The organism is Pseudomonas sp. NY11955, from assembly GCF_048068035.1.
Classification (GTDB): Bacteria; Pseudomonadota; Gammaproteobacteria; order Pseudomonadales; family Pseudomonadaceae; genus Aquipseudomonas.
Genome location: NZ_JBLUPS010000013.1, coordinates 41,716 through 57,944, shown reverse-complemented (window position 1 = coordinate 57,944; position 16,229 = coordinate 41,716). Strand labels below are relative to the sequence as shown.

The following is a 16,229-nucleotide window of genomic DNA, read 5'->3' as shown; positions in this document are numbered from 1 at the left end:
CGCCCAGGCACCGCAAATTGTAGGAGCAGCCTTGTGCTGCGAAGAGGCCCGCCCAGGCGCCGCAAATTGTAGGAGCAGCCTTGTGCTGCGAAGAGGCCCCCAACCCTAGTGTATGAGCCGGCCTCTTCGCAGCACAAGGCTGCTCCTACAGTCAAGCGCACTCCGGCAGGCTCTGCGTCGGCACTTTGCCCGCAATCGATAACCTCAGGTAATGGTTAGCGCCATACAAATGTCGTTGGACCCGCTCTGGCGCTGGGCCTAACGTTAACGCCACGGCGCGACATTCGAGACATCGATGTCGGATAACTTTTTGAAGCAGGACATGCTGCGTGCCGGTTTTGACTCACGTTCGAATTTGAACGGACTGCCAAGCGTACTCGCACTGATCGCTACCCGCCTTATTGAAAGTGCGATGTTGATTGATTGGTTAATAAGCATAATAAAGAGGGTCGTATGAGCCATGCCGATGAGATTCTTTCGGTAAACAACATCTTCAAGGTGTTCGGTCCCAACCCGAACCTGGCCATGGAGATGCTCCGCAAAGGCGCCGACAAGAACGAAATCTTTAGCAAGACCGGCCACGTCGTCGGCGTGTTCGATGCAAGCTTTTCCGTCAAGCGTGGCGAGATCTTCGTCATCATGGGCCTCTCGGGCTCGGGCAAGTCGACCATGGTGCGGCTGTTCAACCGCCTGATCGAACCTACCTCCGGCAGCATCCACCTCAACGGCAAGGAAATTACCGGGCTTTCCGATAAAGCCCTGCTCGATGTGCGCCGCAAGGAAATGGGCATGGTGTTTCAGTCCTTCGCGCTTATGCCGCACATGAGCGTGCTGGAAAACACCGCCTTCGGCCTTGAAATTGCCGGCGTGCCGGAAGCCGAACGCCACAGCCGCGCCCGTGAAGCGTTGAACCAGGTGGGCTTGGCCGGCCACGAGCACAGTTACCCGCACCAGTTGTCTGGTGGCATGCAGCAGCGCGTGGGCCTGGCCCGGGCGTTGGCCAACGACCCGGCGATCTTGTTGATGGACGAAGCGTTCTCCGCGCTCGACCCGTTGATCCGCAGCGAGATGCAGGGCGAGCTCATCCGCCTGCAGGCCGAACAGCAACGCACCATCATCTTCATTTCCCATGACATCGAAGAAGCCATCCGCATCGGCCATCGCATCGCAATCATGGAAGGTGGCCGTGTGGTACAGATCGGCACCCCACAAGAGCTGATCAACCGGCCCGCCAACGACTACGTGCGTACGTTCTTCAAGAGTTTCGACAGCTCGCGGGTGCTCAAGGCCGGCGATGTGGCCAGGTTCGACCCGGCCGTGGTGTGCAAGGTCAACGGCAAGGCCCCGAGCTTCCAGGCCGGCGTGCCGTTCGGCTACCTGGTCGACGAACGTGGTCAGTTGCTGGGCGTGGTCGACACCGACGCCCACGGCGCCACTACCAGTGATCGATACAGCCTGCACGAGCAGCGCCCGGTGTACACCGACACGCCACTGCACGAAGTGCTCGCGATTGCCGCCGACCTGCCATACCCGGTACCGGTGCTCGACCGCCAGGGCGCCTTTAAGGGCACGCTGTCGAAGAACGAGCTGCTGCAGACCCTGAGCCGCAACTAATCCAAGAAGCGCCCGTAGCGTTTACTAGAAGAGGTAAGCCCTCATGTCCGAATTCAGCCTGCTTGACCCGTTCCAGGCGGCCACCATCCCCCTGGGCGACTGGGTCACCGCGACCCTGAACTTTCTGGTGCACAACTTCCGCGAGGTGTTTCGCGCCATCCGCTGGCCAATCGACCAGGTACTCAACGGCATCGAGTTCACCCTGCAGAGCATTCCGCCCACCATCGGCATCCTCCTTTCGTCATTGCTGGGCTGGCAGCTGGCAGGCAAGCGCATGGCGGTACTGTGCTTCATCACCCTGACTTTGCTCGGCCTGATCGGTGTGTGGTCGGAGTCGATGACCACCCTGGCACTGGTACTGACCTCAGTGTTCTTCTGCGCGGTCATCGGCATTCCGCTGGGTATCGTCTGCGCCCGCAGCAACCGCCTGGAAAGCATCATCCGCCCGCTGCTCGATGCCATGCAGACACTGCCGGCGTTCGTTTACCTGGTCCCGGTGGTGATGTTGTTCGGCATCGGCAACGTGCCCGGGGTACTGGTGACCATCGTGTTCGCCCTGCCGCCGCTGGTGCGCCTGACCAACCTGGGCATCCGCCAGGTACCGGAAGACAAGATCGAAGCCGCGCGTGCTTTTGGCTGCACCCCACGGCAGATGCTGACCCGCGTGCAACTGCCGCTGGCCACCTCGACCATCATGGCCGGCCTCAACCAGACCCTGATGCTGTCGCTGTCGATGGTGGTGATCGCCTCGATGATTTCGGTCGGCGGCCTGGGCCAGATGGTCCTGCGCGGCATCGGTCGCCTGGACATGGGCCTGGCCACGGTCGGCGGTGTGGGGCTAGTGCTGCTGGCGATCTTTCTCGACCGCCTTACCCAGGCCATGGGCGCCCGCACCAGTGCCGACCCGAGCCAGCGCTGGTACCACACCGGCCCCGTAGGCGTCGTCATGCGCCTGTGTGGCGTAACGCAACCGCAAGGGCGGCGCAAGACCGCTTGAGCACAGCAAGACTTTCGAGACGTTCGATCTGCCGCACTTGAAGATAAAAATCAGAAGAAGGTAAGCGACGATGCACGAATCCAAGTTCTCCCGCAGCATCCTCAAATGCGCCACGGCGCTGACCCTGGTGGCCGCTGCGCTGGGCGCCCAGGCCTCGGCGGAAAAACCGGGTGATGGCGTGAAGGTAACACCGATCTTTCCCTCCATAGCCGAAGAGCGCTTCCGCGGCGAAGTGGCCATGGAAGGCCTGCGCGAGCTGGGTTACAAGGTGCAGGAGCCGAAGGAGACCGAGTACGGTGTGATGATGGTGGCCTTGGCCAGCGGCGATGCCGACTTCACCGTGCACCTGTGGGAAAAGCTCCACGACAAGTTCTACCAGCAAGCCGGTGGTGATGATGTGATGGTCAAGACCGGCAACATCCTGCCGGGCGTCGCCCAAGGCTACCTGATCGACAAGAAAACCGCCGACCAGTACAACATCAAGTACATCACCGACCTGAAAAAGCCCGAAATCGCCAAGCTGTTCGACACCGACGGCGATGGCAAGGCCGACATGACCGGTTGCAACCCGGGCTGGGGTTGCGAGCTGGTAATTTCCCACCACATGAAGGCCTACGACCTGGGCCAGAGCGTCACCGTCAACCAGGGCTCGTACTTTGCGCTGATGGCCGACACCCTTACCCGCTACAAGGAAGGCAAGCCGATCCTGTACTTCACCTGGGTGCCACAGTGGATCGCCAGCGTGCTGGTCGAAGGCAAGGACGTCGTCTGGTTGGAAGTGCCGAAGACCGACCTGCCCGATGGCAATAACGACGTGGACACTACCTACCAGGGCAAGAACCTGGGCTTTGCCATCGACAAGGTGGTGGCCGTGCTGAACAAGGACTTTGCCGAAAACAACCCGGCGGCGCTGAAGTTCCTGTCGCTGGTGCAGATCAGCACCGACGACGAGAGCAACCAGAACCTGAAGATGCAGCAGGGCGAGAAGAAGCCTAAAGACATCGAGCGCCATGCCAAGGAATGGGTTGCCGCCCACCGCCAGCAGTTTGATCAATGGCTGCAAGCCTCGCGTGACGCAGCGGCCCAGGCCGGCAAGTAACCTGTTCCATCAGTGTTGGCTTGTTCGCGGGCTCGCCCGCTCCCACAGGTCCGCCACAGGTTCCGAAAACTGTACAAGGCCTGTGGGAGCGGGCAAGCCCGCGAATAAGCCAATGCGATTTCCGCTGTTGAGTTGAAACCATGAGCCACTTCGAAAGCATCCTCAAGAACACCAACCTGGCCCACCTGGACCCTGCCATCCGCACTTCACTGTCAATGCCGTGCCGACGCGTGGCCTTTGTCCTGCGCGAACACTTCTCGATGATGGCCTTCACGGCAGCGATGGACAGCCTGGTCACCGCCAACCTGATGAGCGCCACGCCGTTGTTCCAGATCCAGGTGGTGGGCGAGGGCGTGCAAGTGATGAGCGACCTGGGCATCGCCTTGCCCGTCAACACCCAGCTCACGGACCTGGATGTGCATGGCCTTGACTGCCTGCTGGTGTGTGGCGGCTTCCGCGTGCGCCTGGAAACCGCGCCATTGCTGCGTGCCAGGCTGCGTCAAGCTGACCAGCACGGTTGCCAGTTGGGAGGCCTGTGGAATGGCGCCTACTTCCTCGCCGAAGCCGGATTGCTCAACGACCATGATTGCGCTTTCCACCCCGATGGCCGGGCAATGATGAGCGAGCTGTTCCCCAAGGTACGCATCAGCCGCCACGCCCATGTACTGGACCGTCGGCGCATGAGTTGCGCCGGTGCCAGCAGTGCCTTGGACCTGATGTTGGCCATGCTTGAACAGTGCGGTGGCGTACCCCTGCGCCAGGCCGTGGAGCAGATGCTGGCATGTGACCGTTCGCGGGTAATGAGCGACGCACCGGCCAGCGCGCCGGAAATCGACCCCAGCCTGCCCCAAGGTGTGCGTCTGGCCCTGGAGCTGATGCACGCCAATATCGAAGACCCCATTGGCATCGACGAAATCGCCGAACACGCCGGATTGTCCCGCCGTCACCTGGAGCGCCTGTTCCGCCGCCATGTGCAGGCCACGCCACCGCGTTACTATCTGGAACTGCGCCTGACCCATGCGCGGCAGTTGTTGCAACACACCAGTAAGTCATTGACCGAGGTGGCCGTGGCCAGCGGGTTTGTCAGCTTCCCGCATTTCTACCGGCGCTTTCGTGAGTTGTTTGCCGTTGCTCCGCGCCAATACCGTGCCCGTAGCCAGGGGTGGGCAGGGCAGCACGAAGATACTGTTCGATAAACGAACACAGACTGCACAAAGCCTGTCCGTTATCCGCCCATCCAATCCCATCGCCGCATTGCCCAACCCCCGGCTTTTTGCTGTAGTGTGCCCATCCACCGGTTGTCGCCTGCCCCCGCGACCCGCAACCGGCCCGATAGAATGACCGTGAAGACCGCAACCACAGCCCACAAGGCAGTAGGACGCGGCGACCAGAACAATAACGATGCCGAGTGCCATGCCTATGGAAAGCCGCCTGCTGAGCGAGCGCAGTAGCGTGTTTCACCACGCCGACCCTTATGCTGTGTCCGATTATGTGAACCAGCATGTGGGCCAGCATTGCATCGGCCTATCGCGCACCACCCACCCCCAGGCCAGCCTCAGCCATCGTAAGTTCGCCGAACTCGACCTGTGCCGCATCAGCTACGGTGGCAGCGTGCGCGTTACCTCGCCAGCGCTGGAAACCATCTACCACCTGCAGGTGCTGCTCAACGGCAATTGCCTGTGGCGCGGGCACAAGCGCGAGCAGCACCTTGTGCCGGGTGAGCTGCTGTTGATCAACCCGGATGACCCGGTTGACCTCACCTATTCGGAAGACTGTGAGAAGTTCATCCTCAAGGTACCGACCCGGCTGCTGGACTCGATCTGCGATGAACAGCGCTGGCACAGGCCGGAAGGCGGCGTGCGGTTCCTGCGCAACCATTATCGGCTGGATGAACTGGACGGGTTCGTGAACCTGCTGGCGATGGTTTGCCACGAAGCGGAAGTGAGCGATTCGCTGCCCAGGGTGCAGGGCCATTACAGCCAGATTGTCGCCAGTAAGCTGCTGACTCTGATGAGCACCAATATCCGTCGCGAACGCCTGGGCTCGCCTGGCGCAAGCCTTGAACGGATCATCGAATATATCGATCGCAACCTCAAACTTGAGCTGCCAGCCGAGGCGCTGGCAGAGCAAGCGTGCATGAGCCTGCGGTCGTTGTATGCGTTGTTCGACCGGCATCTTGGTACCACGCCCAAGCAATATGTGCGTCAGCGCAAGCTGGAGCAGGTGCGTGCCTGCCTCGGCGACGCGAGCTGCTCGGTACGCAGTGTGACCGAGCTGGCCATGGACTATGGCTTCCTGCATTTGGGGCGGTTTTCCGAGGTGTATCGGCAGCAGTTCGGCGAATTGCCCTCCGAAACCCTGCGCAATCGGCGCTGATTCGCGGGCAAGCCCGCTCTTGTAGGAGCAGCCTTGTGCTGCGAAAAGGCCCTCAAGACAGACACATAACCTGCACAAAACGGATAACACCGCGCACAAACCGGATATTCCGCTCCCATAGCAATCCCTAACCTGACCAGGTCTAAACAATAACAAGGGAGACCCTGGCCATGTCCCTGGGATTCGACTACCTCAATGCCATGCTCGAGGACGACCGTGAAAAAGGCATCTACCGCTGCAAGCGTGAGATGTTCACTGACCCACGCCTGTTCGACCTGGAGATGAAACACATCTTCGAGGGCAACTGGATCTACCTGGCCCATGAAAGCCAGATCCCCGAAAAGAACGACTTCCTCACCCTGACCATGGGGCGTCAGCCGATTTTCATCGCGCGCAACAAGGACGGTGAGCTCAATGCGTTCCTCAATGCCTGCAGCCACCGTGGCGCCATGCTTTGCCGGCACAAGCGCGGCAACCGCTCCAGCTACACCTGCCCGTTCCACGGCTGGACCTTCAACAACAGCGGCAAGCTGCTGAAGGTGAAAGACCCGAGCAATGCCGGCTACCCCGACAGCTTCAACTGCGATGGCTCCCACGACCTGACCAAGGTGGCGCGCTTCGAGTCGTACCGGGGCTTCCTGTTCGGCAGCCTGAATGCCGATGTAAAGCCGCTGGTAGAGCACCTGGGCGAGTCGGCCAAGATCATCGACATGATCGTCGACCAGTCGCCGGAAGGCCTGGAAGTGCTGCGTGGTGCCAGCTCGTACATCTACGAAGGCAACTGGAAGCTCACCGCCGAAAACGGCGCCGACGGCTACCACGTCAGCTCCGTGCACTGGAACTACGCCGCCACCCAGAACCAGCGCAAGCAGCGCGAAGCGGGTGACGAGATCAAAACCATGAGCGCCGGTTCTTGGGCCAAGCAGGGCGGCGGCTTCTACTCCTTCGACCACGGCCACCTGCTGCTGTGGACCCGCTGGGCCAACCCCGAAGACCGCCCGGCCTACGAGCGCCGCGACCAACTGGCCGCCGACTTCGGCCAGGCACGCGCCGACTGGATGATCGAAAACTCGCGCAACCTGTGCCTGTACCCCAACGTTTACCTGATGGACCAGTTCAGCTCGCAGATCCGCGTTGCCCGGCCGATCTCGGTGAACAAGACCGAAATCACCATCTACTGCATCGCGCCGAAGGGCGAGAGCGCCGACGCCCGCGCCAAGCGCATCCGCCAGTACGAAGACTTCTTCAACGTCAGCGGCATGGCCACCCCGGACGACCTGGAAGAGTTCCGCTCGTGCCAGACCGGTTACGGCGGCGGCACTGGCTGGAACGACATGTCCCGCGGTGCCAAACACTGGGTCGAAGGCGCCGATGAGGCCGCCAAGGAGATCGAACTCGAACCGCTGCTGTCTGGCGTGCGCACCGAGGACGAAGGCCTGTTCGTGCTGCAGCACAAGTATTGGCAGGACACCATGATCCAGGCCCTCAAGGACGAACAGCGTCTGATCCCCGTGGAGGCCGTGCAATGAGCCTTTATGAAACCGTGCGCGACTTCCTTTACCGTGAAGCGCGCTACCTGGACGACGCCCAGTGGGACCAGTGGCTGGAACTGTACGCCAGTGACGCCAGCTTCTGGATGCCGAGCTGGGACGATGACGACACCCTCACCGAAGACCCGCAAAGCGAAATCTCGCTGATTTGGTACGGCAACCGTGGCGGCCTGGAAGACCGCGTGTTCCGTATCAAGACCGAACGCTCCAGCGCGACCGTGCCCGACACCCGCACCTCGCACAACATCAGCAACATCGAGATCGTCGAGCAGGGCGAGGGCACCTGCCAGGTGCGTTTCAACTGGCACACCCTGAGCTTTCGCTACAAGACCACCGACAGTTACTTCGGCACCAGCTTCTACACCCTCGACCTGCGTGGCGAGCAGCCGCTGATCAAGGCCAAGAAGGTGGTGTTGAAGAACGACTACGTGCGTCAGGTCATCGACATCTACCACATCTGATACCGGTTTTTGCGAGCGCTGCCCGGTGCGTCCTGCGACGCGCCGTGGGCCGGCTCGCCCGCGAGGTGCAACATGAGCTACCAGATCGCACTCAATTTCGAAGACGGCGTTACCCGTTTCATCGAGGCCAGCGGCCACGAGACCGTGGCCGATGCCGCCTACCGCCAGGGCATCAACATCCCGCTGGACTGCCGCGACGGTGCTTGCGGCACCTGCAAATGCAAGGCCGAATCCGGGCGTTATGACCTGGGCGACAACTTCATCGAAGACGCCCTGAGCGAAGACGAAATCGCCGAAGGCTATGTGCTTACCTGCCAGATGCGCGCCGAAAGCGACTGCGTCATCCGCATCCCGGCTTCGTCGCAGCTGTGCAAGACCGAACAGGCCAGTTTCGAGGCGGCCATCAGCGATGTACGCCAGTTGTCGGCCAGCACCATTGCCCTGTCGATCAAGGGCGACGCCCTCAGCCGCCTGGCGTTCCTGCCCGGCCAGTACGTCAACCTCAAGGTGCCGGGCAGCGAGCAAAGCCGCGCCTACTCGTTCAGCTCGTTGCAGAAGGACGGCGAAGTCAGCTTCTTGATTCGCAACGTGCCGGGTGGGCTGATGAGCAGCTTCCTGACCAACCTGGCCAAGACCGGCGACAGCATGAGCCTGGCCGGGCCGCTGGGCAGCTTCTACCTGCGGCCTATCCAGCGGCCGCTGTTGCTGCTGGCCGGTGGCACCGGGCTGGCGCCGTTCACCGCCATGCTGGAGAAGATCGCCGAGCAGGGCAGTGAACACCCGCTGCACTTGATCTATGGCGTGACCAACGACTTCGACCTGGTCGAACTCGACCGCTTGCAAGCGCTGGCGGCGCGCATACCCAACTTCACCTACAGCGCCTGCGTGGCCAACCCGGACAGCCAGTACCCGCAGAAAGGCTACGTGACCCAGCACATCGAGCCACGCCATCTCAACGACGGCGATGTGGACGTTTACCTGTGCGGGCCGCCACCGATGGTCGAGGCGGTCAGCCAATACGTGCGCGAGCAGGGCATTACCCCGGCCAACTTCTACTACGAGAAGTTTGCGGCGGCGGCCTGACTCCTTTACCCCGAACACAACACTGCCCCCTGTAGGAGCGGGTTTACCCGCGAAGAGGCCGGCCGGTACAGCGGTTATGTCTTGTCGGACGCATTCGCGGGTAAACCCGCTCCCACAGGGATCGTGGTGAACCGGAGAGATGGATATGAACAACAGATTCCAAGGCAAGGTCGCCCTGGTCACCGGTGCTGCTCAAGGCATCGGACGGGGTGTGTGCTGGCGGCTCAAGGCCGAGGGCGCGCAAGTGGTCGCGGTAGACCGTTCCGAGCTGGTCCATGAACTGGCCGGCGAGGGCATGCTCACCCTCACTGCCGACCTGGAGCAACACGCTGACTGCGCCCGAGTCATGGCCAGTGCGGTCGAAGCCTTCGGCCGCCTGGACATCCTGGTCAACAACGTTGGTGGCACTATCTGGGCCAAGCCTTTCGAGCACTACGAAGTCGAGCAGATCGAAGCCGAAGTGCGCCGCTCGCTGTTCCCAACCCTGTGGTGCTGCCACGCCGCACTGCCGTACATGCTCGAACGCGGCAGCGGCGCCATCGTCAACGTCTCGTCCATCGCCACCCGTGGCGTCAACCGTGTGCCCTATGGCGCGGCCAAAGGCGGCGTCAACGCCCTGACCGCGTGCCTGGCCTTCGAAACCGCCGGCCGTGGCATCCGCGTCAACGCCACCGCGCCCGGCGGCACCGAGGCGCCGCCCCGGCGCGTGCCACGCAACAGCGCCGAGCAGAGCGAGCAGGAAAAGCGTTGGTACCAGCAGATCGTCGACCAGACCCTCGACAGCAGCCTGATGCACCGCTACGGCAGCATCGACGAGCAGGTGGGCGCGATTCTGTTCCTGGCCTCCGACGAAGCCTCCTACATCACCGGCGTGACCCTGCCGGTAGGGGGCGGCGACCTCGGCTGAGCAACGACCTCAAGGCAACAGCTTTCCCTCACAACAAAAACAAGAGCGACAGATGCCATGCGAACCCTTGACGTGCACCCGATCATCGATAATGCCCGCTTCACCCCGTTTCACTGGATGGTCATGGCCTGGTGCGGCCTGCTGCTGATCTTCGACGGCTATGACCTGTTCATCTACGGTGTGGTACTGCCGGTCATCATGAAAGAGTGGGGCCTGACCCCGCTGCAGGCGGGTGCGCTGGGCAGCTATGCGCTGTTCGGCATGATGTTCGGCGCCCTGGCATTCGGCAGCCTGGCCGACCGCATCGGGCGCAAGAAGGGCATCGCCATCTGTTTCGCCTTGTTCTCGGGGGCGACCATCCTCAACGGTTTCGCCAGCAGCCCGAGCGAATTTGGCATCTACCGCTTCATTGCCGGCCTGGGTTGTGGCGGCCTGATGCCCAACGCCGTGGCGCTGATGAACGAGTACGCCCCCAAGCGCCTGCGCAGCACGCTGGTGGCGATCATGTTCAGCGGCTATTCGCTGGGCGGCATGCTGTCGGCGGGCGTTGGCATCTTCATGCTGCCGCGCTTCGGTTGGGAATCGATGTTCTTCGCCGCTGCGGTACCACTGTTGCTGTTGCCGGTGATCCTCTACTACCTGCCGGAATCGATCGGCTTTCTGGTGCGCCAAGGCCGTAGCGACGAGGCGCGCAAGTTGCTCAAACGGCTGGACCCGGGCTGCGATGTGCAGGATGACGACGTGCTGCAGGCGGTCGACCGCAAAGGCAGCGGGGCGTCGGTGCTGGAACTGTTCCGCAACGGCCTGGCGATTCGCACCCTGGCGCTGTGGCTGGCGTTTTTCTGCTGCCTGCTGATGGTCTACGCACTGAGTTCCTGGCTGCCCAAGCTGATGGCCAACGCAGGTTATAGCCTGGGCTCTAGCCTGTCGTTCCTGTTGGCCCTGAACTTTGGCGGCATGGCCGGGGCGATCCTCGGCGGTTGGTTGGGCGACCGCTACAACCTGGTCAAGGTGAAGGTGGCGTTCTTCATTGCTGCTGCGCTTTCGATCAGCCTGCTGGGGGTGAACAGCCCGATGCCGGTGCTTTACCTGCTGATCTTCATCGCCGGTGCCACCACCATTGGCACGCAGATCCTGCTGTATGCCGGTGCTGCGCAAATGTACGGCCTGTCAGTGCGCTCCACCGGCCTGGGCTGGGCCTCGGGCATTGGCCGCAACGGCGCCATCGTCGGCCCGCTGCTGGGCGGCGCACTGATGGGCATCAACCTGCCGCTGCAACTCAATTTCATTGCCTTCGCCATCCCAGGCGCCATCGCCGCGTTGGCCATGGCCGTGCACCTGGCCAGTGGACGGCGCCACGCCCACGCCGTTGCCGCGCAGGCTTGAACCGAAAAGAACAAGATGAGGTAAACCCATGACCGTGAAAATTTCCCAAACTGGCGAAGTACAGCAGTTCTTCGCAGAGGCCGCAGGCGTTGGCAACGATGCCGGCAGCCCTCGGCTCAAGCGCATCGTGCAGCGTGTGTTGCAGGACACTGCGCGGCTGATCGAAGACCTGGAGATCAGCGAGGACGAGTTCTGGCATGCCGTCGACTACCTGAACCGCCTGGGTGGCCGCGGCGAAGCCGGGCTGCTGGTGGCGGGCCTGGGTCTCGAGCACTTCCTTGACCTGCTACAGGATGCCAAGGACCAGCAGGCAGGCCTGGTCGGCGGTACCCCGCGCACTATCGAAGGCCCGCTTTATGTGGCCGGCGCACCGATTGCCGAGGGTGAAGTGCGTATGGATGACGGTAGCGAGGAGGGCGTAGCCACGGTGATGTACCTGGAGGGTCAGGTGCTCGGCCCGCAAGGGCAGCCGCTGGCCGGGGCCACGGTTGACCTGTGGCATGCCAACACCCGTGGCACCTACTCGTTCTTCGACCAGAGCCAGTCGCAGTACAACCTGCGCCGACGCATCGTCACCGATGCACAAGGGCGCTACCGCGCGCGCTCGATCGTGCCGTCGGGCTATGGCTGCGACCCGCAGGGGCCGACTCAGGAGTGCCTGGACCTTCTGGGCCGCCACGGCCAGCGGCCGGCGCACGTGCACTTCTTTATCTCGGCCCCGGGTTACCGGCACCTGACCACGCAGATCAACCTGTCGGGGGACAAGTACCTGTGGGATGACTTTGCCTATGCCACGCGCGATGGATTGGTGGGGGAAATTGTTTTCGTTGAAGGCGATGCGGGGCGGCATGCGCAGCTTAAGTTCGACTTCCAGCTGCAGAAGGCCCAGGGCAGCGTCGATGAGCAGCGCAGTAGCCGGCCTCGGGCATTGCAGGAGGCCTGATTCACCGGGTTGGCTTCTTCGCGGGCTCGCCCGCTCCCACAGGTTTTCATCACAGGCACCGAAACCTGTGGGAGCGGGCAAGCCCGCGAAAAGGCCAACACCCAAACAAGAGCCCGCCACCAAGGCCGGCCGATGCCTTGCGAGATGCTTCATGACAACCCTGATCAAGGACAGCTCGCTGTCCGCCATCGTCGCCGGCTGCATTGCCACGATGATCTCCTACGCCGGCCCATTGGTGATCATCTTCCACGCCGCCGAAGCCGCTGACCTGTCGCACCAGCAACTGTCGTCCTGGGTCTGGGCGGTATCCATGGGCAGTGCCGTGCTCGGCGCGCTGCTCAGCTTGCGTTATCGCGTGCCGGTGGTGATCGCCTGGTCGATCCCAGGTTCGGCGTTGCTGGTCACCGCCTTGCCGCAACTGGGCCTGGAACAGGCCGTGGGCGCCTACCTTGTGGCCAACCTGGTCCTGCTGCTGATCGGCATCAGTGGCGCCTTCGACCGCATCATTGCGCGGTTGCCGGGCTCCATTGCCGCCGGCATGCAAGCCGGCATCCTGTTCAGCTTCGGCATCGAAGTGTTCCGCGCCTTGCCGGTGCAACCCATGCTGGTGTTGGCGATGTTCGTCACCTACGTGCTGATGCGCCGGGTGCAGCCGCGCTATGCAGTGGCTGCGGTACTGTGCGTGGGCACCGTGGTCACTGTGGCCAGCGGTGCGTTCCGTAGCGAAGCTCTGGTGCTTGAGCTGGCCTCACCCCAGTGGGTCACCCCGCAGTTCAGCCTGGCGGCGGTGTTCAGCCTGGCGTTGCCAATGGTGCTGGTGGCGCTGACCGGGCAGTTCATGCCGGGTATGGCGGTACTGCGCAACGCCGGCTACCCCACGCCCGCCAGCCCGCTGATCAGCGCCAGCGCTCTGGCCGGGGCGCTGTTGGCGCCATTCGGCTGCCACGGGCTGAACCTGGCGGCGGTTACCGCCAGCCTGTGTACCGGCCATGAAGCCCATGAAAACCCCAGGCGGCGCTATGTGGCGGCGGTAGCTGGCAGCGCGCTGTACCTGCTGCTGGGCATTGCCGGGGCCACCTTGATGTCACTGTTCGCCGCCTTTCCCGCCGCACTGATCGCCGCGCTGGCCGGTTTGGCCCTGTATGGCGCCATCAGCGAGGCACTGGCCCGCAGCCTGGCAGAGCCGGCCGAGCGTGATGCCGGGCTGTTCACCTTCCTGGTCACCGCTTCGGGGGTGGCCTTTCTGGGCCTGTCGGCGGCGTTCTGGGGGCTGCTGTTCGGCCTGCTGGCCCACGCGCTGCTCAGGCTGCGTCAGCCACGTGCCCGGGAGGTGTTGCGCCGTACCCTATGAACTGCCGTGTTTCCAACGCTTTATCCATAAAAACAAGATCAAGAGAGCTTCGGAATGAATCACACCCCTTGCGTTGCCCTGGGCCTGACGTTGCTCAGCCAGCCACTGCTGGCTGCCGAAGGCGGCTTCTTCGAGGACTCGAAGGCCACCCTGAGTGCCCGGAACTATTATTTCAGCCGCGATTTCTCCGACATTGTCGGGGCCAATAAACAATCCAAGGCCGAGGAATGGGCCCAAGGTTTCATCCTCGACTTCAAGAGCGGCTACACCCCGGGCACGGTCGGTTTTGGCGTGGACGCCCTGGGCCTGCTGGGCATCAAGCTCGACAGCAGCCCCGACCGCACCAATACCGGCCTGTTGCCGGTGCATGGCGATGGCCGCGCCGCCGACGAGTACAGCCGCCTGGCGCCCACCTTCAAGGCCCGCCTGTCAAAAACCGAACTGCGTGTTGGCGAACTGCAGCCGAACCTGCCGGTGTTGACCTTCAGTGATATCCGCCTGTTGCCACCGACCTATCAGGGCGCCAGTTTGAGTTCAGCGGAAATCGATGGGCTGACGGTGCAGGCCGGACACTTGAAAAGTACCCACCTGCGCAACGAAGGCGGCGACGGCAAGATGAACGCGATGCTCGGCCATGTGCCGATGCGCCAAGCCGAAAGCGATGCCTTCAACTACGTGGGCGGCGACTATGCGTTCAATGCCAACCAGAGCAGCGTCAGCCTGTGGTACGGGCAGTTGCAAGACATCTACGAGCAGGGCTTTGTCGGCCTGAAGCACAGCAAGCCCGTGGGCGACTGGGTACTCAGCGCCAACCTGGGCTATTTCACCGCACGTGAAGACGGCGATGCGCTGCTGGGCAACATCGACAACCAGGCGTTCTTCTCGATGTTCACTGCCCGGCACGGCGGGCACAGCGTCCATGTCGGCTACCAGGGCATTTATGGCGACAGCCCGTTCCCAAGGGTGTTCGCCAACATTTCGCCATTGGGTAACGAAGTGCCGACCTACGAGTTTGCCTACACCGACGAGCGCTCGTACCAGGTGCGCTATGACTACAACTTTGCCGCCATGGGCGTGCCGGGGCTGACGGCGACCGTGCGCTACATCACCGGTAACAATGTCGATACCGGGCTGGGCTACGAAGGACGTGATCGGGAGCGTGACCTGGATATCGGCTACGCGGTACAGAGCGGGATGCTGAAGGGGCTGGGGATCCGGGTGCGCAATGCCATGGCGCGGTCCAACTACCGAAGCGATATCGACGAGAACCGTTTGACGTTGGTGTACACCTGGCAGCTGTTCTGAGCCCTCCAGGGCAATTGCGTAGCAAGGGTGGATGAAGGTAGCTTGCGTGAACGACACTTTCAGGAATGCCACCCTTGGACTCCATCACCCAAGCCGTACTTGGCGCGGCCCTGCAAGGGACCGCGCTCGGGCGCATCCAGGGCCGCCGCTCACTGCTGTATGGCGCAGCACTGGCCACGCTACCCGACCTGGATGTGATCATCCGCTACGCCGACCCGGTGTCGCAGATGACCTACCATCGCGGCTTCTCCCACTCGTTGTTCGTGCTCACCGGGCTGGCCTTGCTGCTGGCCTGGCTGGTCAACAGGTGCTGGCCCGACAAGGGCTATACCCTGGCAAGGCTTTTTGTGGCGTTCTGGTTGGTATTGGTCACCCACCCAGTGCTCGACGCCTTCACGGTCTACGGCACGCAGTTGTTCTGGCCTTTGCAAACCACTCCACAAAGCTGGGCGGCGGTATTCATCATCGACCCGGTCTACACCCTGCCGCTGCTGGCTGCGGTGATCTACGCCATCATCAAGGGGGTGACCGGCAGGGCGACACGCCTGCTTACCCTGGCGTTGGTGTTCAGCACCGCCTACCTGGGTTTCGGCCTTGCCGGGCGCATGGCCGCCGAGCAGCGCTTTGAGGCAGCGCTGAACCAGCAAGGTATCGTCACGAGCGAGGTACGTGCCGTGCCGATGGCATTCAACAGCCTGGTCTGGCGGGTGCTGGCCAAGACCCCGGGGGGCGATTACTACGAAGGCATCAGCAGCGGGTTCGACCGTCAGCCACCAGAAATGCAGCGCCTGCCGCGCAACCTGGAACTGGCGAAAGCGCTGGCAGGCGACCCTCTGCACCAGCGCTTGCGCTGGTTCACCGATGACTGGCTGCGTTATGACCAGATAGGCGAAGCGCTGGTGGTCACCGACCTGCGCATGGGCATTCCGGGGAACTACACCTTCCGTTTCAATATGGCGCACCGTGATCACCAAGGGCACTGGATCGTCGATGTGCCTTCGCCGTGGCGTGGCAGCGGGCCTGGATCGATGTTCAACGGTGATGATCTGATGCTCATCTGGCGACGCATTGTCTACCAACAGCCACCACTGCCGCTGGCAAGCTGGACAGCTCGCTACCTCGGGCAGGCTGAAGGGGGGTAGGGCCTGGCACCTTGT

Annotated in this window: 14 protein-coding genes; all 14 read left to right on the top strand. The window is 62.5% G+C overall.

All coding sequences use genetic code 11. From position 1 onward, the window contains the following. Nucleotides 1-453: 453 nt before the first annotated feature. The 14 genes from ACNFBR_RS22055 to ACNFBR_RS21990 all read left to right on the top strand — a co-directional run bounded on the left by ACNFBR_RS22055 (nt 454) and on the right by ACNFBR_RS21990 (nt 16,214). On the top strand, nt 454-1,614 hold the full coding sequence (locus ACNFBR_RS22055; RefSeq protein ID WP_416736758.1) for a quaternary amine ABC transporter ATP-binding protein: 1,161 nt from the start codon (nt 454-456) through the stop codon (nt 1,612-1,614). A gap of 43 nt (nt 1,615-1,657) precedes the next feature. Beyond that, a complete protein-coding gene (gene proW, locus ACNFBR_RS22050; RefSeq protein ID WP_416736757.1) occupies nt 1,658-2,611 on the top strand; it encodes a glycine betaine/L-proline ABC transporter permease ProW in 954 nt (317 codons plus the stop codon). Between the two features lie 70 nt (nt 2,612-2,681). Next, complete coding sequence (gene proX / locus ACNFBR_RS22045; RefSeq protein ID WP_416736756.1) at nt 2,682-3,710, top strand: glycine betaine/L-proline ABC transporter substrate-binding protein ProX; 1,029 nt, start codon at nt 2,682-2,684, stop codon at nt 3,708-3,710. Nucleotides 3,711-3,850: 140 nt separating this feature from the next. After that, the gene (locus ACNFBR_RS22040) at nt 3,851-4,906 is read left to right on the top strand and encodes a GlxA family transcriptional regulator (RefSeq protein ID WP_416736755.1); all 1,056 of its coding nucleotides are present in this window, start codon (nt 3,851-3,853) and stop codon (nt 4,904-4,906) included. Nucleotides 4,907-5,129: 223 nt separating this feature from the next. Continuing rightward, nucleotides 5,130-6,086, top strand: a complete 957-nt coding sequence (locus tag ACNFBR_RS22035; protein ID WP_416736870.1) for an AraC family transcriptional regulator — start codon at nt 5,130-5,132, stop codon at nt 6,084-6,086. Between the two features lie 170 nt (nt 6,087-6,256). Further along, nucleotides 6,257-7,615, top strand: coding sequence for a benzoate 1,2-dioxygenase large subunit (benA, locus tag ACNFBR_RS22030; protein ID WP_416736754.1), 1,359 nt, complete (start codon nt 6,257-6,259; stop codon nt 7,613-7,615). Beyond that, complete coding sequence (benB, locus tag ACNFBR_RS22025; RefSeq protein WP_416736753.1) at nt 7,612-8,097, top strand: benzoate 1,2-dioxygenase small subunit; 486 nt, start codon at nt 7,612-7,614, stop codon at nt 8,095-8,097. Before benA ends, benB begins: the two co-directional genes overlap by 4 nt. Nucleotides 8,098-8,169: 72 nt before the next feature. Beyond that, complete coding sequence (gene benC / locus ACNFBR_RS22020; RefSeq protein WP_416736752.1) at nt 8,170-9,180, top strand: benzoate 1,2-dioxygenase electron transfer component BenC; 1,011 nt, start codon at nt 8,170-8,172, stop codon at nt 9,178-9,180. A gap of 145 nt (nt 9,181-9,325) precedes the next feature. Further along, nucleotides 9,326-10,087, top strand: coding sequence for a 1,6-dihydroxycyclohexa-2,4-diene-1-carboxylate dehydrogenase (locus ACNFBR_RS22015; protein ID WP_416736751.1), 762 nt, complete (start codon nt 9,326-9,328; stop codon nt 10,085-10,087). A gap of 57 nt (nt 10,088-10,144) precedes the next feature. Beyond that, nucleotides 10,145-11,473 carry an MFS transporter gene (locus tag ACNFBR_RS22010; protein ID WP_416736750.1) on the top strand — a complete coding sequence of 443 codons (1,329 nt, stop codon included), beginning with the start codon at nt 10,145-10,147 and terminating at the stop codon, nt 11,471-11,473. 28 nt (nt 11,474-11,501) lie between these two features. Continuing rightward, nucleotides 11,502-12,416 (top strand): catechol 1,2-dioxygenase, encoded by a 915-nt coding sequence (gene catA / locus ACNFBR_RS22005; protein WP_416736749.1) that lies wholly within the window; start codon nt 11,502-11,504, stop codon nt 12,414-12,416. A 151-nt stretch (nt 12,417-12,567) separates the two neighbouring features. Next, nucleotides 12,568-13,767, top strand: a complete 1,200-nt coding sequence (locus tag ACNFBR_RS22000) for a benzoate/H(+) symporter BenE family transporter (protein WP_416736748.1) — start codon at nt 12,568-12,570, stop codon at nt 13,765-13,767. Between the two features lie 54 nt (nt 13,768-13,821). After that, a complete protein-coding gene (locus ACNFBR_RS21995) occupies nt 13,822-15,072 on the top strand; it encodes an OprD family porin (protein ID WP_416736747.1) in 1,251 nt (416 codons plus the stop codon). Between the two features lie 74 nt (nt 15,073-15,146). Then, nucleotides 15,147-16,214 (top strand): metal-dependent hydrolase, encoded by a 1,068-nt coding sequence (locus tag ACNFBR_RS21990; protein ID WP_416736746.1) that lies wholly within the window; start codon nt 15,147-15,149, stop codon nt 16,212-16,214. Nucleotides 16,215-16,229 lie beyond the last annotated feature (15 nt).